General features: G+C 62.8%; 20 protein-coding genes. 4 read left to right on the top strand and 16 right to left on the bottom strand.

Annotated elements, in window-relative coordinates; translation table 11 throughout:
- Position 1: 1 nt before the first annotated feature.
- From L610_RS05005 to L610_RS04980, 6 genes are all read right to left on the bottom strand, one after another.
- The gene (locus L610_RS05005; RefSeq protein WP_144703005.1) at positions 2 to 952 is read right to left on the bottom strand and encodes an ABC transporter permease; all 951 of its coding nucleotides are present in this window, start codon (positions 950 to 952) and stop codon (positions 2 to 4) included.
- A complete protein-coding gene (locus L610_RS05000; RefSeq protein ID WP_144703002.1) occupies positions 942 to 1,880 on the bottom strand; it encodes an ABC transporter ATP-binding protein in 939 nt (312 codons plus the stop codon). The genes L610_RS05005 and L610_RS05000 overlap by 11 nt, the downstream gene beginning before the upstream one ends.
- On the bottom strand, positions 1,877 to 3,070 hold the full coding sequence (locus L610_RS04995; RefSeq protein WP_144702999.1) for an NEW3 domain-containing protein: 1,194 nt from the start codon (positions 3,068 to 3,070) through the stop codon (positions 1,877 to 1,879). Before L610_RS04995 ends, L610_RS05000 begins: the two co-directional genes overlap by 4 nt.
- 154 nt (positions 3,071 to 3,224) lie before the next feature.
- A complete protein-coding gene (locus L610_RS04990; protein WP_144702996.1) occupies positions 3,225 to 3,461 on the bottom strand; it encodes a hypothetical protein in 237 nt (78 codons plus the stop codon).
- Positions 3,462 to 3,791: 330 nt separating this feature from the next.
- Positions 3,792 to 4,361, bottom strand: coding sequence for a peroxidase-related enzyme (locus tag L610_RS04985; RefSeq protein WP_024848285.1), 570 nt, complete (start codon positions 4,359 to 4,361; stop codon positions 3,792 to 3,794).
- A 171-nt stretch (positions 4,362 to 4,532) separates the two neighbouring features.
- Positions 4,533 to 5,747: a pyridoxal phosphate-dependent aminotransferase gene (locus L610_RS04980; RefSeq protein ID WP_144702993.1), complete on the bottom strand. Its 1,215-nt coding sequence runs from the start codon at positions 5,745 to 5,747 to the stop codon at positions 4,533 to 4,535.
- A 115-nt stretch (positions 5,748 to 5,862) separates the two neighbouring features.
- Here L610_RS04980 and L610_RS04975 point away from each other — a divergent pair, with 115 nt between their 5' ends.
- Positions 5,863 to 6,726 carry a LysR family transcriptional regulator gene (locus L610_RS04975; protein WP_144702990.1) on the top strand — a complete coding sequence of 288 codons (864 nt, stop codon included), beginning with the start codon at positions 5,863 to 5,865 and terminating at the stop codon, positions 6,724 to 6,726.
- 77 nt (positions 6,727 to 6,803) lie between these two features.
- On the opposite strand, the gene L610_RS04970 is transcribed toward L610_RS04975, so the two are convergent.
- Positions 6,804 to 8,156 (bottom strand): MFS transporter, encoded by a 1,353-nt coding sequence (locus L610_RS04970; protein ID WP_144702987.1) that lies wholly within the window; start codon positions 8,154 to 8,156, stop codon positions 6,804 to 6,806.
- A gap of 445 nt (positions 8,157 to 8,601) precedes the next feature.
- Between L610_RS04970 and L610_RS04965 the strand changes: the two genes are divergently transcribed.
- Positions 8,602 to 10,446: an FUSC family protein gene (locus L610_RS04965; protein WP_144702984.1), complete on the top strand. Its 1,845-nt coding sequence runs from the start codon at positions 8,602 to 8,604 to the stop codon at positions 10,444 to 10,446.
- A 76-nt stretch (positions 10,447 to 10,522) separates the two neighbouring features.
- On the opposite strand, the gene L610_RS04960 is transcribed toward L610_RS04965, so the two are convergent.
- The 8 genes from L610_RS04960 to L610_RS04925 form a co-directional block, all read right to left on the bottom strand.
- Complete coding sequence (locus tag L610_RS04960; RefSeq protein WP_144702981.1) at positions 10,523 to 10,843, bottom strand: hypothetical protein; 321 nt, start codon at positions 10,841 to 10,843, stop codon at positions 10,523 to 10,525.
- Positions 10,844 to 10,861: 18 nt separating this feature from the next.
- Positions 10,862 to 11,557 (bottom strand): orotate phosphoribosyltransferase, encoded by a 696-nt coding sequence (locus L610_RS04955; protein ID WP_144702978.1) that lies wholly within the window; start codon positions 11,555 to 11,557, stop codon positions 10,862 to 10,864.
- Positions 11,558 to 11,739: 182 nt separating this feature from the next.
- On the bottom strand, positions 11,740 to 13,014 hold the full coding sequence (locus L610_RS04950; protein ID WP_144702975.1) for a Zn-dependent hydrolase: 1,275 nt from the start codon (positions 13,012 to 13,014) through the stop codon (positions 11,740 to 11,742).
- Complete coding sequence (locus L610_RS04945) at positions 13,011 to 13,955, bottom strand: dihydroorotate dehydrogenase (protein WP_144702972.1); 945 nt, start codon at positions 13,953 to 13,955, stop codon at positions 13,011 to 13,013. Before L610_RS04945 ends, L610_RS04950 begins: the two co-directional genes overlap by 4 nt.
- Positions 13,949 to 14,794, bottom strand: a complete 846-nt coding sequence (locus L610_RS04940) for a dihydroorotate dehydrogenase electron transfer subunit (RefSeq protein ID WP_144702969.1) — start codon at positions 14,792 to 14,794, stop codon at positions 13,949 to 13,951. Before L610_RS04940 ends, L610_RS04945 begins: the two co-directional genes overlap by 7 nt.
- Positions 14,795 to 14,801: 7 nt before the next feature.
- The gene (locus L610_RS04935) at positions 14,802 to 16,085 is read right to left on the bottom strand and encodes a TRAP transporter large permease (protein WP_024848275.1); all 1,284 of its coding nucleotides are present in this window, start codon (positions 16,083 to 16,085) and stop codon (positions 14,802 to 14,804) included.
- On the bottom strand, positions 16,086 to 16,586 hold the full coding sequence (locus L610_RS04930; protein ID WP_024848274.1) for a TRAP transporter small permease: 501 nt from the start codon (positions 16,584 to 16,586) through the stop codon (positions 16,086 to 16,088). It lies immediately after the preceding gene.
- A gap of 93 nt (positions 16,587 to 16,679) precedes the next feature.
- Positions 16,680 to 17,702 (bottom strand): TRAP transporter substrate-binding protein, encoded by a 1,023-nt coding sequence (locus tag L610_RS04925; protein WP_024848273.1) that lies wholly within the window; start codon positions 17,700 to 17,702, stop codon positions 16,680 to 16,682.
- Positions 17,703 to 17,906: 204 nt separating this feature from the next.
- Between L610_RS04925 and L610_RS04920 the strand changes: the two genes are divergently transcribed.
- A complete protein-coding gene (locus tag L610_RS04920) occupies positions 17,907 to 18,809 on the top strand; it encodes a helix-turn-helix domain-containing protein (protein ID WP_246658920.1) in 903 nt (300 codons plus the stop codon).
- 14 nt (positions 18,810 to 18,823) lie between these two features.
- Here the strand turns inward: L610_RS04920 and L610_RS04915 are convergent, their stop codons facing one another.
- Positions 18,824 to 19,507, bottom strand: a complete 684-nt coding sequence (locus tag L610_RS04915) for a GntR family transcriptional regulator (protein WP_144702965.1) — start codon at positions 19,505 to 19,507, stop codon at positions 18,824 to 18,826.
- Between the two features lie 243 nt (positions 19,508 to 19,750).
- On the opposite strand from L610_RS04915, the gene L610_RS04910 reads away from it, so the two are divergent.
- Positions 19,751 to 20,506 carry a LamB/YcsF family protein gene (locus tag L610_RS04910; RefSeq protein WP_256366537.1) on the top strand — a complete coding sequence of 252 codons (756 nt, stop codon included), beginning with the start codon at positions 19,751 to 19,753 and terminating at the stop codon, positions 20,504 to 20,506.
- Positions 20,507 to 20,543 lie beyond the last annotated feature (37 nt).

The raw sequence follows: 20,543 nt of genomic DNA, 5'->3' as shown, positions 1-20,543 counted from the left end.
GCTATGCCCTCACCTCCTGGCGCTGGAACACGACATAGGCCAGCGTGAACAGCACCAGCATGGCGGCGACCATGCAGGAGATCTGCGGCCAGACGATCATGACGCTCTCCATCGTCGGCAACGGCGCGCCAATGACGGCGCCCTGCAGCTGGTGCATGAAGAGCGGGCCAACCGAGCGCGCCGACGGGTTCAGCAGCAGTCCGGTGATCTCGCTGTAGAGTGTCTGCGGTGAGAACCGAGCGATCGACTGCTGCAGCTCGTACTGATTGACGATGCTGACTGGATCGAACGAATCAACCGGCTGGAGGCTCGCCAGCAGCGGCGCGATCATGCCCCAGAAGAAGGTCAGGATCAGCCAGACGCTGAGCGCTGCGAGGGCCGAGGTCGCCGGCGTGCGGATGACCGTCGAGAACGAGATCGCCAGCGCCAGCCACACGCCCGCATAGAACAACGTCGCAATCAGCCAGAACACGCTGCGGACAATGTCTGCCCCCGAGGGCGGGAGGCCGAGCGTCAGGATGCCAAGCCCGACCGTGAGCAGCCACAAGGTCAGCAGCGCGATCGCGATGACGAGAAGCCCGCCAAGGAATTTGCCGAACAGGATCGCATCGCGATAGACCGGCTGTGCGAGCAGCCGGCTCATGGTGCGCCGGTTGAACTCGCCATTGACTGCGTCGAAGCCGAGGCTGATCGCCACCAGCGGCAGCAGGAAGCCGAGGAAGGCAGCGAACGACGGTAGCGGCTCGCGCGCGACCGTGAACAGCTTGAGGAACAGATAGGCGTCTTCCGCCGTCGTGTCGCGGATACGGTCGATGGCACCCCAGGCGGCGGCGATTGCCGTCAACAACACCAGCAGCATCACCAGATGCATGCGGGCGCTCGACATGTGGTCGGCCGCCTCCTTGAGGGCGACGATGCCGACGCCCTTGAACGGTGAACCTTCACGCGGCATGTGCAAGCTCCCTGAAATACTGGTCGTAGGCCTCGTCGAGGCGCGCCCTCCTGAGGTCGAGGTTCTTCAGCGATCCGCCCGCCGAAACGATCAGGCGGGCGAGGTCCGGGCGCACGTCGTGTGCCGCCTCGACCTGCCAGCGTCCGTCGGGCTGCCGCTGCACGGAGGATACCCCGGAGATCTGCGCGCCGACGTTCTGCAGGTCGGCCCCATCCGCCTCGACGTCGATGACGAAGGAGCCGCGGCCGATCCGCGCCGCAAGTTCCTCGATCGTGCCGAAGAAGCCGATGCGGCCGCGATGGAACAGCGCGACCCGCGTGCAGATTGACTGCACCACGTCCAGCATGTGCGAGGACAGAAGGATCGTCATGCCGCCCTGCGACAACTCCTGGATGAGGTTCAGGAGGTCATGGGTCGACTGCGGGTCGAGGCCCGAGGTCGGCTCGTCGAGGATTGCGACCTTGCATTCGCGCATGATCAGTTCGGCGATGCCCAAACGCTGGCGCATGCCGCGCGAATAGGTGGCCACGCGGCGGTCAGCAACCTCGCTGAGCCGCACGGTGGCAAGCGCGTCCGCAATCCGCTTCTCGGCCTCCTCCCGGCTCATGCCCGAGAGCTTCGCCGTAAAGCGCAGGTTCTCGCGCCCCGTCATCAGGTCGTAGAAGCCGACGGCGTCAGGCAAATACCCGACCTCCCGCTTGACCTCGAGCGGCTGGCGCAGCGGGTCCTTGCCGAGGATGTTGACGGTGCCTTCGGTCGCCTCGGTGAGCCCAAGCAGCATCAGGATCGTCGTCGTCTTGCCCGCGCCGTTGGGACCGAGCAGGCCGATAACCTCGCCCTTGCTGACGCTGAGGTCAATGCCAGAAACGGCGGCGAAGTTGCCGTATTTCTTCGTCAGGCCTTTCGCCTCAAGAACGATTTCGCTCATCGCCGGCCATACCTCGTCACGGCGCCGCCGAGGATCAGCGCGGCTGCAGCAATGATGCCGAGGCCCGCGGCGCCCCACATCGTCGAGGTGCGGACGGTGGTGCGGAACTGCACGCTTTCGGACACGGCGTCATTTTCCGCGCGCAGCGAGACCATGTAGTCGCCGGCCACCGCCTTTTCCGACGGCGTGATCTTAACGTTGACTTCCGCGGTGGAGTTCGGCGCAAGCTGGCCAAGCTCCTTGGGCTCGAATTCGACGTTCCAGCCGGTCGGCGGTGTCGCGGCCATTTCGATGCCAGAGGCCGGCGCGGTGCCGGCGTTGACGACAGTAAACGCGAAGCTGGTCTCCTTGCCGGCGACGGCTTCACCAGATAGGCGCTCCTGCGGACCGACCAGGCGCAGCTGCGGCTCGCCGGTGATCTCGAGGCTCACCTGCGTCGACTCTGCGACGCCGTTGCCCGAAACCTCAAGCCCGACATCATAGCGACCGGCTGCAGCATTGCGCGCCGGAATGACTTCCATCGTCACCGTCTCGGTCGCGCCCGCAGCGATCGGCACGCCGGTGATCTCCTCAGAGCCATAGCCCTTCTTGAAGCGGGTATTGAAGCCGCTCGGAACGCTGGCGGCGAGATTGAACAGGCCGTCCTCGGCGCCTTCATTTTTCACCTTGATCTTGAAGGAGAAGGTGGAGCGCGAGGTGCCGCGAAGGCCGGGGAGTTCCGGATCAAGCGACAGCCCGGAGGACGCCGTCTCTGAGCCCGACAGCCTCACGATCAGCGGCAGTATAACGGTGTCGGTCGCCGTGCGGGCCTTCACCTCGATGTTGTAGGCCTCTGAGGCAGCCGCGTCCTGCGGGGGGGTCAGCTCAAGCGACAGCCGTTCCGTGGAATCCGGCGAGACCATCGCGGCCGACACTTCCTTGCCGCCGCCTTTCAGCGCCCACTCCCACCCTTCCGGCACGCCGGTCACCTCGATCGAGGCACGCTGCGGCGGCAGGTTCTCGTTGCGCAGCGATAGCGAGAGGGTATGGGTCTCACCCGGCTTGATCGCCAGTTCCGGATAGGATGTGGTCAGCCAGAAACCCTTCAGCGCCTCCCCCGTTCCTGCCTCCTGCGAGCCGGCCGGCACGGCCGCGAGCAGAGTGGTCACAAGAGCGGTCACAGCCAAAAGCGATCCCGACTTGGTTGTCATCGTTCTCTCCCATTTTCGTTGATGTACGAAGAATCGGCGGGCCGCGCAGGCACGCTTCGTCCTTCTCTGGACAGGCGAGATTGCCAGAACAGAAGGGGGCATGCGTGGCGCGGCATGGAATTGACTTGCAGTTACGACGTCCGACGGACCTTCATCATCCCGCGGGGTGTCGGTTTGCTTCACCCATGGAGAAGGAGGACACGCGCGCAGCGGCGTGGAACATCATCGCCGAAGCGGCCGTGCGCGGATCCCAGCCCGCGCGCGCCAGGCTGTCGAGCATATTATCGATCATCGGCTTGATCACCTCGCGCGCCTCAGCGTCATGCGAGAGAAATTCGCTCGGCGGGTGGTTGGGGGTCGGCACCTGGTCAAAGCGTGGCATCATGCTCATGTCAAACTCCGATCAGCGTACTCTATGCTTCTCCCTCGAAAGCAGAGCCTGCAGTTTCCGTCGGTGGCGGGGTCACATCACTAGCGCTGAAGCGGCGGTGAACGTTCGACATGGTCGATGCGCGAAGTCTGCGTGGAAGCGGTCGCAGCAATGATGGAACTTCATACTCGTTCTCCCTGAAGGACAAACAATCATTGAGAGGTTCCGCCGCACCGGTCCGGCCGGACCGATGCGGGGCGCGGCCCAGAAGGCGCCGCGCATATCGAGCTAGTTTCAGAACTTTTCAGTTTCAAGGCCGCCCGTTCGATTCACCTTGAATGCCCCTCTGCCTTACCGGCCGAGCGTGTAGAACTCGTCATTCGGGCGCATGCTGGTGACGTTGGCAATCCGGTTCGACATGCCGAAGAAAGCGGTGATCGCCATGATGTCCCAGATGTCCTCCTCGGTGAAGCCGTGCTGATTCAGCATCTCGAAGTCCTCGTCGCCGACCTCGGAAGCACGGGTCGAAACCTTCATGGCGAAGTCGAGCATCGCCTTCTGTCGCTGGGTAATGTCGGCCTTGCGGTAGTTGATCGCGACCTGATCGGCAATCAGCGGGTTCTTGGCACGGATGCGCAGGATCGCGCCATGTGCGATCACGCAGTACTGGCACTGGTTGGCGGCACTCGTCGCCACCACGATCATCTCGCGCTCGGCCTTAGTGAGGTTGCCGGGCTTATCCATCAGCGCGTCGTGATAGGCGAAGAAGGCGCGGAACTCGTCCGGGCGGTCCGCGAGAGCCAGAAACACGTTCGGGATGAAGCCCGACTTTTCCTGCACCGCCATGATGCGTTCACGGATATCCTCGGGAAGGTCCTCGAGCTTGGGCACCGGGAACCGGCTGATGGCGCGCTCGGTCATGGGCAAATCCTTTGTGCTGCTGCAGCCGGCTCGGAAAGAACCGGCTGATGAATGCTGGCGATGCAGGTTCCCCACCTGCCTGACCGCAGTTTCACCGGCTGGCGCACATAAATCAACGCCCCCGCGAGGTTCTCGCAAGGGCGCTGACCTCACAGGGAAGGACCAAAAAAATCAGGCGCGGTAGCGCTCGACCAGCGTAACCAGACGCTCGACGGCTGCGACAGCCGCCTGATGATCCTGCGAGAAGTTGAAGCGAATGCTGTCGGCGCAGTGCGGGCTGAACTCGGTACCCGGCGTAACCGACACGCCTGCCTGCAGGCGCAGGATCTTGATGAAGTCGGTATAGGAAACGTCAAGCTTCGGCAGACGCGGGAACAGATAGCTGCCCGCCTGCGGCGTGCGGGCGAATACCCCTTCGCAACCCCGCAGTACGGTAAGCAGGTCATCGCGGATCGCCTGGTGCAGGCGGATGCGCTCGTCCATCCAGCCTTCCGGCTCGGCAAACCAGGTGCGAAGCACGGCCTGGCTATAGCCTGCCGCGCGCAGCGAGACGATTGCCTGCAGCTTCTCCATGCGGTTGATGAGCTTCTTCGAGCCGAACGCTACGCCGAGGCGGTAGCCGCTGAGCGACTCCGTCTTCGACGGGCCCATGATGGTAATCACGTTCTCAGGATCGATGTTGCCGGCGCGCAGATGCGTGTAGGTGGCACTGGTGTAGAGCAGACGCGAATAGAGCTGGTCCACGATGACAGTCGCCCCGTAGCGCTCAGCGAGCTGGGCAATCTTCGCGATTTCATCGGCAGAATAGACGACGCCTGCCGGATTGTTCGGGTTCGAGAACAGGAACACCTTGGCCCCCGCCTTGAAGGCATCCTCGAGTTCGCCGAGGTTGATGCCGGCATTGTTGCCTGCATTGACGTAGTCGAGCTGGACCGGAATCATCTCGCCTTCGAAGAACTCGACCAGCTTGCGGTTCGCAAAGTAGTCCGGCTGCATGATCGCGACCTTGTCGCCGCGCGCCGTGGTGCAGGCGATCGCAAGGAACAGTGCGCCCTGCGTGCCCGGCGTAATGATGAGGCCGTCGCGGGCGTTTACCGGCGCGCCGGTAAATGAAGCCAGACGTTCGGCTAGCAGCTCACGGATTCCGTAGTCGCCGCGGTACTCGGTGTAGGCCTGCTTGCCACCTAATGCGTAGCCGGCCGAGAACACCTCGAACGAGCCCGGCGTCGGCAGAAACGCGTCGACGTCGCCATGCGAAAAGTCGACCGGCTTGCCTTCGAGCTTTTCACCGCGCATCAGCGCCTCGATGCCCGCGGCGCTCTGGCGCACTTCCTGGCCCGGCGCATTGTCGGTTCCCAGCCTGCTGAACTTCTCTTCGATCGACACCTGTCATCTCCTGATCTGCTGCCGCGACATGCGCGTTGTCCATCTCCTGATAGACGACGACGATCAGTTGTAAAATGTTGCTTTTCATATCTTCAAACGATAGTTTTTGTAGAAGATGGACACCCGCTTCCTTGAAAGCTTCGTGACGGTTGCGAGTTGCGGCTCGATTGCCGAGGCCGCCCGTCGCCTGAACCTGACACCTGCCGCTGTCGCCCAGCGGCTGCGCGCGCTTGAGGCTGAGCTTGGACACTCGCTGGTAAGCCGCACCGGACGCACCGTGCGACCGACTGCCTCCGGCCTTGCGGTGCTGGCCGAGGCTCATGCCTTGCTTGAAGCAACGCGCGCACTGAAGGCAGCAGCAGCCAATGACATGCCGGCCGGGCAACTGCGTCTCGGCGCGACGGCCACAGCGCTGACCGGACTGCTGCCCGCCATTCTCGCCACGCTTGGCCAGAACTTTCCGCGTATCGAGGTTTTTGTCCGCCCCGGCGCCTCGGTTGACCTCTACCACGCGCTGCTGGCAGGCGAATGTGACGCCGCCATCCTTGTGCGCCCCCATTTCCCAATTCCGAAGTCCCACGAATGGCTGACCCTGCGCGACGAGCCGCTGGTGCTCATTGCGCCGGAGGACACGCCGATTGAGGATCCGCATGCGGCACTGACGCAGGCACCCTTCATCCGCTACGACCGCAACCAGTGGGGCGGGCAGATCGTCGATCGCTATCTGCGCAAGCAAGGGCTGAAGTTGCGCGAATGGCTGGAACTTGATGCGCTGGATGCGATTGCCGCCCTCGTCGATCGCGGTCTCGGCCTTGCCATTGTACCAGAATGGGCGCCGCCGTGGCCGGAAGGCCTCAGGCTTCAGAAGGTTCGGCTCGACGCTGGCGACGTGCGGCAGACCGGCGTGCTGTGGGGGCGCTCCGGCCCGCGAATTGCTGCTGTTCGCGCCTTCGTCGAATGCTGCCAGCAATCGCTGTGACTGATTGAGCCCGATAAAGAAAAAAGGCCCGGGCTGAACATCGGCTCGGGCCTTCTGAGATCGCTACATCAGGCAGCTTACTGCTCGATGTCGATATCCTTGGTTTCGCTGCCGACCAGCAGCGAGATCAGCGTGATGAGAGCCATCACCGTGAGGTAGACGCCAACCCAGAACGGGCTGCCCTCGCCGTAGCTCCACAGCGCCACCGCGATGAACGGGGCAACAGCCGCGCCGAGGATCGACGAGACGTTGTAGGAGATGCCCGAGCCGGTGTAGCGGACGTTGGCCGGGAACAGCTCCGGCAGCAGCGCCCCCATCGGGCCGAAGGTCAGGCCCATCAGCGTGAAGCCGATGATCAGCCAGGCCATGACGCCGACGAAGCCGGCCGACAGCATCGGCACCCACAGCATGCCGAACGCGGCAATGGCGATCGTGACCCAGATCAGGGTCTTGCGGCGCCCCCAGCGATCGGCCCAGGGGCCCGACACCATGGTGAAGATGCCGAAGAAGATGACGCCGACGATCATCATCAGCACGAAGTCGCTGTAGTCATAGCCCAGGCCGGGCAGCGGACCGTTGACGCCGGCGCGGCCGTAGCTGAGCGAGAACGTCGTCATCAGGTAGAAGAGGACGTAGGTCGCGAGCATGTAGAAGGTGCCGAGGATCAGCTCGACCCAATACTTCTTGAAGGCCTCGGCCAGCGGCAGCTTGCGGACCTTGCCCGTCTTGACCGTCTTTTCGAACGCGGTGCTCTCAACGAGATTGAGGCGGACCCAGAGGCCGACCACGACCATCACGGCTGAGAACAGGAACGGAATGCGCCAGCCCCAGTTGAGGAAGGCTTCCGACGGACGCGACGGATCCTCGGACGGCAGTACGGCCGCGATGATCAGGAACAGGCCGTTGGCGATGATGAAGCCGAGCGGCGCACCAAGCTGCGGGAAGGTGCCGAAGATGGCGCGCTTGCCCTCGGGAGCGTTCTCGGTGGCAACGAGCGCCGCGCCGCTCCACTCGCCGCCGAGCGCGAAGCCCTGTGCGAGGCGCATGATCACCAGCAGCGCCGGGGCGAGCCAGCCGACCGAGGCGTAGGTCGGTAGCAGGCCGATCAGGAAGGTGGCGATACCCATCGTCAGCAGCGCGCCAACGAGGGTGATCTTGCGGCCGCGCTTGTCGCCAAGGTGGCCGAAGAAGATGGCGCCCAGCGGGCGCGCAATCATCGCAGCGCCGAAGATCGCGAAGGATGCGAGAAGTGCCGCGGTGTCGTCGCCTGCCGGGAAGAACAGGTGGGGGAAGACGAGAACTGCTGCGGTCGCATACACATAAAAGTCGTAGAATTCGATCGTCGTGCCAACGAGGCTGGCAAGCAGCACACGAGATCGGGGGTTGGCTGGCGCTCGTTCCTGCGGCGCAGCTGCAACAGTGGATGACATTCACTTTACTCCTGGCCGGGGGAATTTGCGGAGCGCGTTTGGGAGGGACTGATCGGCCGGCCAAGCCGAGTCACGCGCATGCGCGAGTGCCGTAAGCAGGGAGGAATGCTGCAGCCTCGCGCGAACACGGGGCGGCATATAACAAGGTAAAGCGCGTTCGTGAATTCACATTCTTCGCGATCGAAAAGATATTAAGATAAAGCTTGTGTGTCACAACGGTTCGGACTGTTGCCGATCACACCCGCAGCACGCAATTCTGTTGCGGAAACGATGCCGCTGCGGAACGGCCTTCGTCCCCTGAGAAAACAGTCACTTACGTAAGGTCACTGACGTTGCGAGGCCGCTATCCCTCATAATCTGATACGACAGCCTCCGGGAGGGTGCGCAGCCAGTCTCACCCAGCCACAGTTTGAGCCGAGGAACAAAACTGCTGTATGGACAGCAGATGACCGACCGGCTGACCCGAAACGGATTCGACATCGCGCGGCTGCGCTTCGCCGCGCGTACTGCGCTTGCCTGCTGGCTCGCGATCCTGCTCGCATGGCTGATGGGGCTTGAGCACCCGCAATGGTCCGGGATGTCGGTCTGGGCGGCGTCTCAGCCGTTGCGCGGAATGCTCCTCGAAAAGAGTTTCTTCCGCATGTTCGGCACGCTTGTCGGTACAGTGGCAGGTATTGGCCTCGTCCTCGGCAGCCAGAGGGTGCATCCGGCAGTGCTCGTCGTCGGCCTCGCCGTATGGATTGGCCTTTGCACCTGGTTCGGCAACCTGCAGCGCGGTGTCGTCACATACGGTACGGTACTCGCCGGATATTCGGCGTCGATGGTGGCGCTGCTCGACACGAAGCATCCGGACCTCGTCTTCCATCTCGGCGCCGACCGCCTCGCTACGGTCCTCACCGGCGTCGTCGTCGCAACGCTGGTTGGCTATTATTTCGCCAAGCGCACCGACGAGAAGGATCTCCGAGGCCGCGTCACGCGGCTCGTCGCTCGCCTTTTGCGCGAAGGTGGTATCGATCAGCGCGACGGGGACCGCCGCCGTTATCTTTCGGAGCTCGCGGCCATCGATGAAGACCTCGAGCCGCACGCTGCGGGCTCGATCAGTTCCCGGCATGAAATCAAGCGCTTGCGGGCGGTACTTCTGGCGGTGGTCCCGCTGCTGATGCAGCGCACTCCGGAACGCAATCCGCGTACTGCGTCCGTTGCCGATGCGCTGGAGCGGGGGGACGGCACCAGAGCCGCGCGACTGCTGTCCGAGATCAAGACGATGCCAGCCGGCCCGCTGGACCGGCTCGCGACGGCACTCGCCGATCTATTTCCCAGCGATACTCCGACTGGAAACGATTCTGTTCGTCGCACCGGCGCGCCCGCCGTCTTCCTGCATCGCGACTGGCCTGGAGCGCGGGAAGCCGGCCTTCGCGCCGGCGGCGGCATGATGCTGTTCGGGCTGATCTGGCTGTTCACCGGCTGGGACTTCGGCGGCTTTATGCTGCTCGGCCTGTCGGTGATGATCTCGCTGTTCTCGACCTTCGAGAGCCCGGCGATCACCATGCGCCACATCATCCTCGGCCAGTTCCTCGGCGTGCTAGCGGCGCTGGCCGTTCGGTGGATGGCATGGCCGATCGCCGCAAACGAACTTCAACAGCTTCTGCTCTTCTTCCCGTTCATCATGATCGCCCCGCTGCTTGTCGCACACCGGCGCACGGTCATTGCCGCGACCGACTTCAGCATGATCATGCTGCTGATGTCGCAGCCCGGCCTGCCACTTACCGGTACATTCGGCGACTCGATCGTCAAGGCGCTGGCGGTGCTCGCCGGTCCGGTCGTCGCGCTCGCAGCCTATCTCTTCGTCTTCCCGATCAACCTGCAGCGACGCCAGCAGCACCTGCTCGAAATCACGCGCCGGGAACTTGCAGGCCTGGCGGCGACACCGCTGTCGGAGCCGATTAACCGGCAGGTCCTTGAGGCGCGGATGTATCACCGCGTGCTGCGGCTCGTACGCATCTCGGAACGGCTGGCGCGTGCCGAGGAGCGGGCAAAGGTGGCGGGAAAGGCAATGTTCGTGCTGCAGCAGACTGTATTCCTCTGCCGCGAACTGGCTGGGGCGAGCGACACCACAGCGGCGGTGCGGCGGGCAGCGGAGCTCGTCATGGGACGGATCGGCCAGCTGGACAATAACCCGCGCGCCGACACGCGCGCGTTCAGGCTGCTCGCTGAACGGCTTGAAGGCGGGCAGGCGCAGGCAGTCAGCGATGCGGGCAGGGCCTACGCATCGCTGATCGCACAGGGCTAGATCACAGGGTACAGGTCGAACGGTCCGGCTGTCCTCACGGCTGGCCGTTCAAAATCATCCTCCCGAAAGAACCAGCTCAGGCGCGATGGTTCACCAGAACGGTCGCGACTTCGTTGAGAGCCTTCAGCTGGTTCTCGAAGGAGCCACTGGTAAAGGCGGTGTCGAGCGAGGTGACGAGGGCACTGAAGCGCGAAAGCTCCTCGGTCGCAGCATCCGAAGTCAGCGGCTGATCGTCATAAGCGTCGACAAACTGCTGCGCCGCCGCCGAGATCAGCAGCAGGGCGGCTGCGTTCTGCGGCTCGGTGGCAATGCGCGCGCGGGCAGCGCGAGCCACCGCGTCGTAGGCACGCACGCTGCCGCCGTTGTCGTTCAGTTCCTTCAAGAATACATCAAACATGCTGTTTCCCTTGTTGATCTAGAGCGGCAGCGCCGAAATGCCACCGTGGTTGGCTGACCACTTCACCGGCTCGGTGAGGAAGCGTTCGACTTCCGCAATGGTCTCGTTAGAAAACCGGTTCTGGTCCTTCGCCACCTTCAGGATGTCCCACCAGGTAGCGAGATAGTGCAGGCGCATGCCTGCCGCCTCGAGCTTGCGCGGTGTATCCGGGAAGATGCCGTAGTAGAACACTGCAAAGGTGTCGGTGACCCGCGCGCCCGTCTTGGCGACGGCCTCCGCGAACTTGAGCTTGCTGCCTCCATCCGTCGTCAGGTCTTCAACCAGCAGTACCCGCTGGCCTTCTGACAACGCGCCCTCGATCTGCGCGTCGCGGCCAAAGCCCTTCGATTTCTTGCGGACGTAGACCATTGGCAGGGCAAGACGATCCGCCAGCCAGGCTGCGAACGGAATGCCGGCGGTCTCACCGCCGGCGACAGCCTCGAACTGCTCGAAACCGACGTCGCGGAACACGACCGATGCGCCGAAGTCCATGATGGCAGAACGGATGCGAGGATAGGAAATCAGCCGCCGGCAATCGATGTAGACCGGGCTCGCGAGACCAGAGGTAAACGTAAACGGCTGGTCAGCCCGAAAATGCACGGCATTCACCTCCAGCAGCATCTTCGCCACCGTTTCGGAAATTACCGAGCGATCCGGGAATGTATTCGGGAACATCGCTGAATCCTTCCTATTGATAGCCTTCGCTACCAACTTCCCGGCTATCAATCCAGCCGCAGAGCGGGTTGGACCCGGAACTTGACCGGGAAAACGGAAAGCGCCTCGCCGCCGGCTTTCGGCGCGGCGCGACGAGGCCCCGCGTTAACCGAAAACCGTGCAGCAAGCGCGTGTGCCATCGATTACCCCTTGAGGAACTCGTGCAGGATGTCGGTTCCCGCGAGGAAGTCGGGCAGATCCATAGCTTCCTGCGGATTGTGCGACCCGTTGCGGTTGCGCACGAAGACCATGCCGGATGGCACGCCCGCGGCCGCGAACACGGCGGCGTCATGGCCACCGCCTGACGGCATGACGAAAGGCTCCATGCCGAGCCGCTCCATCGCGGCCTTGAGTCCTGCCACGATTTCCGGCGCGCAGAGCGCAGGCTCCACGCGCATCTCGCGGTCGAGCTCGAAGCGAACCTTGCGCTCCTTCTCGACCTGCCGCATCTCCGCGTCGAGCAGGCGGCGCATGTCGTCAAGCGTCTTGGCGCTCTGGCTGCGGATGTCGAGGCTGAAGCTGATCTCGTCCGGAATGCGCGACATTGCATGCGTGGCCGGATCGGTGCTGACCATACCTGCGGTCAGCACTAGGTCGTCACCCATGTTGAGGATGGTCATCCAGCTTTCATCGAGGCGTACCAGCAAGTCCGACATGGCCAGCACCGGGTCACGACGATAGGCGCGCGGCACGGCGCCGGAGTGACCGGCTTCGCCGAGGCAGCGGATACGGCGGTGACGGAAATTGCCCCGAATGCCGGAGACGACCGCCGCCGGCAGCTTCTTGCCGATCAACAGCGGGCCCTGCTCGATGTGGAGCTCCAGATAGGCCTCGATCTCCGACAGATCCATCAGCGGCACGGACTCGCGCACCTTCTCCATCGGGATGCCGACATCGGCCATATGCTCATCGAGCGTGCGGCCGTCAGCCTTGTGCTTTGCCGCCAGTTCGGGCGCCAGCGTGCCGGTGAGCGCCTTCGAGCCGATATAGCATGGGCCGAACCAGGCGCTTTCCTCGCCGCGCATCGCAAGCACGTGCACAGGCCGGGAGAACTTCACGCCCTCGCGCTTGGCTCGTAGCAGACAAAGGAGGCCAGCGACGACACCGGCAAGGCCGTCGAAATTGCCGCCGGCCGGGACGCTATCGACATGCGAGCCGACGATCACATAGCGCTTTGCATCACGATCTTCCGGCAGACAGAAGCGGGCATTCTGGCCCGCGTCATACCAGACGCACAGGCCGTGGCTCAGCGCGAAATCTTCGAGGAAGCGGAGCGTGTCCGTTTCGATCTGCGAAAAGGCCGGACGGCTGACGCCCTCGACGTCGCGGGTACGACTGGCGATCTCGTCGAAGAGATAGCTGGCGATCTCGAGGTCCGAGACCGCGCTCACATCCGCGGGCCTGGGCAGCGCGTTCATGGCGCAGCCTCCATGAAGACCACTCCCGCCTTCTGCTCGTCATCGATGACGCTGCCGATCACGTCCTTTACGGAACTGTAGCCATGGCGGGCCAGCCATGCGGCAAGCTCATCAATGATCCGCGGCATGGCGAGCGGGTTGATGAAGGTCGCCGTGCCGACCTGAACCGCGGTCGCACCGGCGATCAGGAATTCCAAAACGTCCTCGACGCTGGAAATGCCGCCACAGCCGATGACCGGGATCTTCGTCGCACGTGCGCACTGGTAGGCCATGCGCAGCGCGATCGGCTTGAGCGACGGGCCGGAGAGCCCGCCCATGAGGTTGCCGAGTTTCGGTCGGCGCGTGTTGATGTCGATCGCCATCGCAAGAATGGTGTTGGCTACCACCAGCGCATCGGCGCCCGCGTCTTCGGCAGCGCGCGCGACCTCCGGCGTCTCGCCCGTGTTCGGCGTCAGCTTCGCCCAAAGCGGCAGATGCGTCGCCTTGCGCAGCTTGGTCATCACGTCGAAGGTCGAGGACGGGCGGATGGCGAACGCCTTGCCGTCTTCCTCGATATTCGGGCACGAGATGTTGACCTCGATGGCTGCCACGCCGTCGACGCTTACTTCGGAGCACAGCGTTGCGAACTCATCGGCGGTGTTGCCGGAGATACTGACGACGAGCGGCGTCTCGTAGCGCTTGTAGAAAGGAATGACCCTCTCGATGAAATAGCCAACGCCCTTGCTCGGAATGCCGATCGAGTTCAGCATCGAGCCGGAAACCTCGCAAACGCGCGGCGTGGGGTTCCCGTCGCGCCAGCCGCGCGTAATCGTCTTGGTGACGTGCGCGCCAAGAAGGTCGAGGTCGAACACGTCGGCCAAGTCTTCCGAGAACGTACCAGAAGCCGGCATGATCGGGTTCTTCAGCCGGAGCGAACCGACATCAACCGTCAGATCTACCATGGCATCGCCTCCTGCATGTCGAAGACAGGGCCTTCGCGGCAGACGCGAAGATTGACGACCCGGTCTTCCTTGCGGAACGGGCGCACGCAGCAGTGGCACATGCCCAAGCCACAGGCCATCTGCTGCTCAAGCGCGATCTCGCCGGGAATTTCGTGCTTCTCACCGATGCGCTGCAGCAGCCGCAGGATCCGGTTGGAGCCGCAAGTGTAGAAGGCGTCGACGCCTTCCTCTGCGATCAACCCTTCGATGATCGCCTCAAGGTTTTCAATGGAAGACGTGCCTTCGGCATCCGTGACGGTGACGACATTCGCGCCGAGCGAGCGGAAGTAGTGGACCGACATCAGCACGTCGTCGCTGCGCGCGCTGCAGATCGCGGTGAGTTTGCGGCCAAGCCGGTTGGCCTCGAGCGCCAGAGGAGCCAGCGTCGCAAGGCCAACACCACGCGCGACCAGCACCAGATGCTGCCAGTTATCAGCGATCGTAAAACCACGACCAAGCGGCCCAAGAACGTTGAGCGTGTCGCCGGCGCCAAGATGCGCCAGAGCGCGCGTACCCTCGCCCGTGACCTTGTAGAGGAAATGCAGCTCGCCCTTGTCCGGGTAGAATCCGTAGATGCTCATCGGCCGGCGCAGGTACGGGTTCTCCCCACCAAGCTGCGGGCACAGCAGGTGGAAGAACTGGCCGGCCCGGCACTGCTCCAGCATCTCGCGCGGCGCCTTCAGGACCATCTGGCGATACTCGCCATTGACCTGAACGTTGGAAATGATCTGCAGGTCGCGCTCGAAGACCACCGGCTTGATGGCTTCGCGCACGTCACCCAGCTTCAAAGCTGCATTCATGACAAACTCAGTTCATTATGAGGTTTGGCAGGAAGGTCGAGACCGTGGGGATGTAGGTAATCACCAACAGCGTCGCGATGTTTGCGACGATGAACGGCCCGATGCCGGAGATGATCAGCATAACCGGCCTCGACAGCGTCGACGCTGCTACGAACAGGTCCAGGCCGAACGGCGGCGTGATCATGCCAATCGTGATGTTCAGCGTGACGATGACGCCGAGGTGAACCGGATCGATGCCGAGCGCCATGGCCACCGGGTAGAGCGGCGGCACCAGGATCAGCAGCGCCGAGTTCGGGTCGACGAACATGCCGAAGATCAGGAAGATCACGTTGATGACGATCAGGAAGACGATCGGGCCAGCATCGATGTGGTTGATGAAGGCGAGGATCGCCTGCGGCACCTGCGCGAGCGTGACGAAATAGGAAAGGAGGCCGCCCAGCGCGAGCAGGATGAAGATGATCGCGGTCGACAGCGCAGCGCGCTCGGTGATCGCGAACAGCTTCTTGAGCGTAAGGGTCCGGAAAATCACGCTCTCAACGAAGATGGCGTAGACGACGCTGGCCGCCGCAGCCTCCGTCGGCGTGAAATAGCCAGTGTAGATGCCGCCGAGAATGATGAGCGGCATGCCCAGCGCCCAGCCGGCACGAGAAATCGACTGCAGGCGCTCGCTCCAGCTCGCCTTCTCGCCACGGGAGACGCCGTTCTTGCGCGCTTCCCACCAGACGAGCAGAGCGAAGGCGAATGCGAGGACGAAACCCGGCACGATGCCGGCGATGAACAGCTTTGCGACCGAGGTGCCGGTCATCCAACCATAGATGATGAGTGTAATGGAGGGCGGGAGAAGCAGAGAGGTCTCGGCACTCGAAGCGATGAGGCCAAGGCTGAACTTGTCCTTGAATCCCGCCTTCTGCATTTCCGGGAACACCATCTTGCCCATCGCGGCAACGGTGGCGGGTGCAGATCCGGAGACCGAGCCGAAGGCGAGAGAGCCGCCGATCGCGGTATAGCCGGAACCACCGCGGAAGTGACGAAGGAAGGCATCTGCCAGCTGAGTCAGGCGGCGCGCGATCTGGCCGTCACCCATTAGCTCTGCAGATAGGATGAAGAAGGGAATTGCCAGGAGCGTCGAGTGGTTGATGCCACCCACGATCTTCTGGACGATCACCGGATCAGGAAGGTTGCCGTAGAAGAATTCCTTGACCATCAGCGCCGGGACGCCGAGGACAAGCATCATCTCAAAGCCGAGAACAAGCAGCAGTACCGCAGCGGCTGCGACGACCAGGAGCAGCATTTAGTGTTCTCCCCCGTCCTGACCGGCATAGCGGTCAATGACGCCGAAAAGGCTGAGCGCATAGCGCAGGCCAAGCAGAAGGAACCCGATTGTCGGGGCGAGATAGATCCAGAAGATCGGCACGTTCAGCGTCGGGCTGATCTGCCCGGTCGAGTAAACGAAAGCCGTCATGCTATAACCGAGCCATGCGAGGTACAGGCTGAAGACGATGGCAATCGCGTCGATGATCTTGCGGATCGGCAGGTGCAACCGCTCGGCGATGCGGTCGCGCCAGCTATAGACGCCGACATGGCGGCCGCGCTCCAGTGCGAGGCCGAGCGCCAGGAAGACCAGGAACAGGCTGAGCAGGCGCACAGTCTCTTCAACCCAGGCGAAGCTGGTGGCGAACGAACCGCCGAATTGCCTCGACACCACGTTGATGAAGTAAAGGACGATCATGAGGAGGAAGATCGCCACAACGGCGACCCGCTCGACAGTCCGCAGTGCAGCTAGGGCCTTCATGCGGCTTTCTCCAATCAGCAAACGCTCTGGGCTACTGGCCGAAAAGAAAATGGGTGATCCCCGCCGGAGCGGAGACCACCCGGGTTGGAATGATTACTTGGTGACCTTGGCGTATTCGGCTTCGTAGATGTCGATGATGCGCTGGCCCTCATCGCCGGTACGGCTCAGGAAGGCGGCACGGGTCGCCGGGTACATCTTCTCGCGGAAGGCTTCCTTCTCGGCGGCATCCATCTCGCGGATGTCGATGCCCGAGGCCTTGATCTCGTCAAGCGCTTCCTTAACCGAAGCAGCCTTGTGCGCGATCAGGTCCGGAATGACCTCGACGAAGGTGTCGGTGATGATCTTCTGGTATTCCTCCGGCAGGCTGCTCCAGAAGGTCGGGTTGAAGAGGACGACATCCTCCATCGCGCCGTGGTCGGAAACCACCAGGTGCTTCTGCACCTCGTAGTACTTCATGCGCTGGATGGTATCCATCGGGTTTTCCTGCGCGTCGATCACGCCGGTCTGCAGCGCGGTGTAGAGCTCGCCGAACGGCAGGGCGATCGCCGAAGCACCGAGCGCATTGAACTGCTCGATGAGGATGTTCGAGTCCATCACGCGGAACTTCTGGCCGGCGAAGTCGTCGATCTTGGCCAGCGGACGGTTCGAGGTGAAGTGCTTCTTGCCGTTCGGCCAGAGGGTGACGCAGTGAACGCCGCGCGTCTCGAAGGTGTCGCACAGCGCCTTGCCGAACTCGCCGCTACGGATCTGCTGTGCCTGCTCATCATTGTCCGGCAGCAGGAACGGAATGTCGAGGACGGACACGACCGGGTTGAAGCCGCCGAGGAACGCAGCCGGAGCAACCGTTGCTTCAAGCGTGCCGAGCTGGACGCCCTCGGTCATCTCGCGCTGCTGGCCCAGCTGGCCCTGCGGGAAGATCTGGAATTCGACGGCGCCGTTGGTGCGCTCCTTGACGAGCTCGGCGACCTTTTCGAGATGGACATGGCGCGACTGCTGGGCCGCCTCCAGGTGACCGATCTTGGCAACGAAGTCAGCTGCCCATGCAGGAGAAGCGGCCATCACGGCAGCGATGCTGACCATCGCTACACTCTTTAGCCCGCGCGCGAAAATATTCATGTCCCACCTCAACTCGTTATTGTGGAGTTCAAGAAAGCGAAATTCGTACGAACCGCTTCTACCCTTGTCAATCGCAATTCTCAAAAATGAGACGAGAGGCCGCGCCGTCTCGTTAATGATCCACACCTCAAAATTTGGACGTTTGTTGACATCACGTCAGTTTGGCCCCGATAACGGGCGCAACGATAACGGAAGAGGCAAGGCTTGAGCTCGAACGCGGCGGATGGAGTGAACTTCGGCGACATCGGCGCGCGCCTGCGTGCGCACCGGCTTGGCCGCGGTCTTGCGCCTGAGACGCTTGCCGCGAAGCTGGGAATCTCGCGCGCCGCGCTCTACCGGGTCGAAAAAGGTGATATCCGCAAGATCGAGACGCTGACGGCCATTGCCAATGAGCTCGGAGTTTCGCTTCCGAGCCTGATGGGCGTTGGCGTCGAGTATATCAGCAGCTCCACCGTCTTCTTCGAGCGCATGCGCCAGCTAGAGGAAGAGTGCCAGCAGATCATCGGCTTGTTCAGCCCGGTGTCATACCTGCTCACCTCCGACCGTTACGACGAGATGCTGTCGACGGTGCTGCATGAGTCGGCTCCGGCAGGCATCGACAAAGACGGCCTGCAGATGATCGACCAGCTGATGTCGACGCTGGCCGCGCGCAAGGCCGCCTTTCGCGAGCGCCGCCCGCATATCGTGAGCCTCATTTCATCCGTTGACCTGGAGCGCTTTCTTCTGAACGGCCTGATCGGCCGGCACGACCTGCCAAACGAGATCTCCACCCAGCGGAGGATCGCTGCCCGCCGCGAGGCCGAGCACATTCTCGCGACCTTCGAGTCACAGCCGATCGGCGTCCAGATGGGCATTGTGCGCGAACCCGTCCCCGCGACGAGTTTCCAGATCTTTCGCCAGGCGGATCGGTCCGTGCTGGCAATCAGCCCGTTCCGGCTCGGCGAGCAGCCGAATGTCCGGCTCGGCGTCGCGCTGATTACGTCGGCGCCCGAGGCAATGACGCTGCACGAGGATATTGCCGCGAGGCTCTGGGGATCTGCCCTCAAGGGTGCGGAAGCGGCCAGCTACCTGCGCGAAATGATCGCGAAATATGCCGTGGCCGTCTGACCCGGTACAAAACGTCAGCCCTCGATCGCCTTTGAGTAGGCCAGCATGATGAAGCGCTCGGCCTGCTGCAGGTACGAGTCCAGCATCTCCGCTGCTTGCTTGAAGTTGCCGGCCTCAACCTGCTCGATCAGCTTCTCGTTTTGGTCAACGAAAGGCGCATGCAGGTATTCAGGATCCTTCAAGAGCCCGAAGACAAGGCGCAGCTCGAGCGAAATATGCGAATAAAAGGCTGACAGGCGCGGGCTGTCTGCGAGCTCGACGATCGCGCTGTGAAAGGCAATGTCGGCGCTGCCGACTGCAAGCCACCTGCCGGCCTTGCGCGCCTCCTTCGCCGACTCGACGGCTTCGCGCATTTTCGCGATTGCCGGATGGCGCGGATAGGCGCCCGCCAGCGCCTGGCATTCGATCAGCCGACGGATGCGGTAAATGTCGATGATCGTCGAGATGCTCGGCGTCGTGACGAAGACCCCCCGGTTCGCTTCGTGACGGAGAATGCCTTCCTTGGTCAGCAGCCGGAAGACTTCACGCAGCGTGTTGCGCGAGACCTGCAATTCCTCACTCAGAGACACTTCCGACAGGTGCTCGCCCGGCGACAGCTCTCCCGAAATGACCTTCTCCCGGATGCGCGCGGCAACGGAGTCAGCCAACGGCTGGACTGCAGTGACGATCGGGGTCACGATCTTGTCTGGTGCTGGCATGCAATTCTCACACTGCTGCTGAAATCGAGTTGAGGCGGATGGTGATGCCCAAGCGTTCAACAACCACGTCCGATTCGTATCGATTTTGTACCAGAAACGCAGGATACGTGTCGTCATCCAATCTTGTTGACGTGATTGTTCAACAGTCTGGACAAGTTTGTGGGAGCTTGTTAGTGTCCGACGTTGCGGCTCGCAACCTGGTGAACATGTTAATCGACCCGCGAGGCACAATTGGTCTGTGATTTGAACAGCGATCTTGGCGAGAGCTTTGGGCCCTGGCCGATGGGCGATGATGTCGCCATGCTCGATGTCGTCAGTAGCGCGAACATCGCTTGCGGCTTCCACGCGGGCGATCCTGCGGGAATCCTGCGCACCGTGAAGTCAGCCCTCGAGCGGAATATCGCGATCGGCGCCCATGTCGGCTATCGCGATCTCGCGGGCTTTGGCCGCCGCAACATGGAGCCGACCAGCGAAGAGCTTTTTGGCGACGTGATCTACCAGATCGGCGCGCTGCAGGGCATCGCGACGGCCGCGAAGGGCAAGGTCACCTACGTGAAGCCGCACGGCGCGCTCTACAACACGATCGCGCACAACGAGCGGCAGGCCGACGACGTCATCCGCGCCATCCTCGCCGTCGATCCCGAGCTTGTGCTGCTGGCGCTGGCGGGGGCCCCGGTTGTGGAACAGGCTCGTGCGGCCGGCCTCGCGGTAGTTGAAGAAGTATTCGCCGATCGCGCTTATTCGACCGACGGCCAGCTCGTCTCCCGGACCAAGCCTGGCGCGGTGCTCCACGACGTCGAGGCGGTCGCGCAACGCGCGCTTGTGATGGCACGCGACGGTATTGTCGAGGCGATCGACGGCACGACGGTAAAGCTCAACGCCCAGTCGATCTGCGTTCATGGCGACTCGCCCAACGCCGTCGCGATGGCGCGCGCCGTGCGCCGGGCGCTTGATGAAGCGGGCATCGAGATTGCGCCTTTTGCCCCGGGCCGCGCCTGAAAATGAGTGAAACGTCGTCATCATCACCTGCGAGAAT

Source organism: Aminobacter sp. J44, from assembly GCF_007829415.1.
Lineage (GTDB): Bacteria > Pseudomonadota > Alphaproteobacteria > Rhizobiales > Rhizobiaceae > Aerobium.
This window is presented reverse-complemented; position numbering and strand designations above follow the sequence as displayed.

Excerpts from the sequence above, each read along its gene's own strand:
- L610_RS04945 (WP_144702972.1), bottom strand. The coding sequence starts at position 13,955 with ATGGTAGATCTGACGGTTGATGTCGGTTCGCTCCGGCTGAAGAACCCG.
- L610_RS04915 (WP_144702965.1), bottom strand. The coding sequence starts at position 19,507 with ATGCCAGCACCAGACAAGATCGTGACCCCGATCGTCACTGCAGTCCAG.
- L610_RS04925 (WP_024848273.1), bottom strand. The coding sequence starts at position 17,702 with ATGAATATTTTCGCGCGCGGGCTAAAGAGTGTAGCGATGGTCAGCATC.
- L610_RS04950 (WP_144702975.1), bottom strand. The coding sequence starts at position 13,014 with ATGAACGCGCTGCCCAGGCCCGCGGATGTGAGCGCGGTCTCGGACCTC.
- L610_RS04955 (WP_144702978.1), bottom strand. The coding sequence starts at position 11,557 with ATGTTCCCGAATACATTCCCGGATCGCTCGGTAATTTCCGAAACGGTG.
- L610_RS04930 (WP_024848274.1), bottom strand. The coding sequence starts at position 16,586 with ATGAAGGCCCTAGCTGCACTGCGGACTGTCGAGCGGGTCGCCGTTGTG.
- L610_RS04935 (WP_024848275.1), bottom strand. The coding sequence starts at position 16,085 with ATGCTGCTCCTGGTCGTCGCAGCCGCTGCGGTACTGCTGCTTGTTCTC.
- L610_RS04985 (WP_024848285.1), bottom strand. The coding sequence starts at position 4,361 with ATGACCGAGCGCGCCATCAGCCGGTTCCCGGTGCCCAAGCTCGAGGAC.
- L610_RS04990 (WP_144702996.1), bottom strand. The coding sequence starts at position 3,461 with ATGAGCATGATGCCACGCTTTGACCAGGTGCCGACCCCCAACCACCCG.
- L610_RS04965 (WP_144702984.1), top strand. The coding sequence starts at position 8,602 with ATGACCGACCGGCTGACCCGAAACGGATTCGACATCGCGCGGCTGCGC.
- L610_RS05000 (WP_144703002.1), bottom strand. The coding sequence starts at position 1,880 with ATGAGCGAAATCGTTCTTGAGGCGAAAGGCCTGACGAAGAAATACGGC.
- L610_RS05005 (WP_144703005.1), bottom strand. The coding sequence starts at position 952 with ATGCCGCGTGAAGGTTCACCGTTCAAGGGCGTCGGCATCGTCGCCCTC.
- L610_RS04940 (WP_144702969.1), bottom strand. The coding sequence starts at position 14,794 with ATGAATGCAGCTTTGAAGCTGGGTGACGTGCGCGAAGCCATCAAGCCG.
- L610_RS04995 (WP_144702999.1), bottom strand. The coding sequence starts at position 3,070 with ATGACAACCAAGTCGGGATCGCTTTTGGCTGTGACCGCTCTTGTGACC.
- L610_RS04975 (WP_144702990.1), top strand. The coding sequence starts at position 5,863 with ATGGACACCCGCTTCCTTGAAAGCTTCGTGACGGTTGCGAGTTGCGGC.
- L610_RS04960 (WP_144702981.1), bottom strand. The coding sequence starts at position 10,843 with ATGTTTGATGTATTCTTGAAGGAACTGAACGACAACGGCGGCAGCGTG.
- L610_RS04970 (WP_144702987.1), bottom strand. The coding sequence starts at position 8,156 with ATGTCATCCACTGTTGCAGCTGCGCCGCAGGAACGAGCGCCAGCCAAC.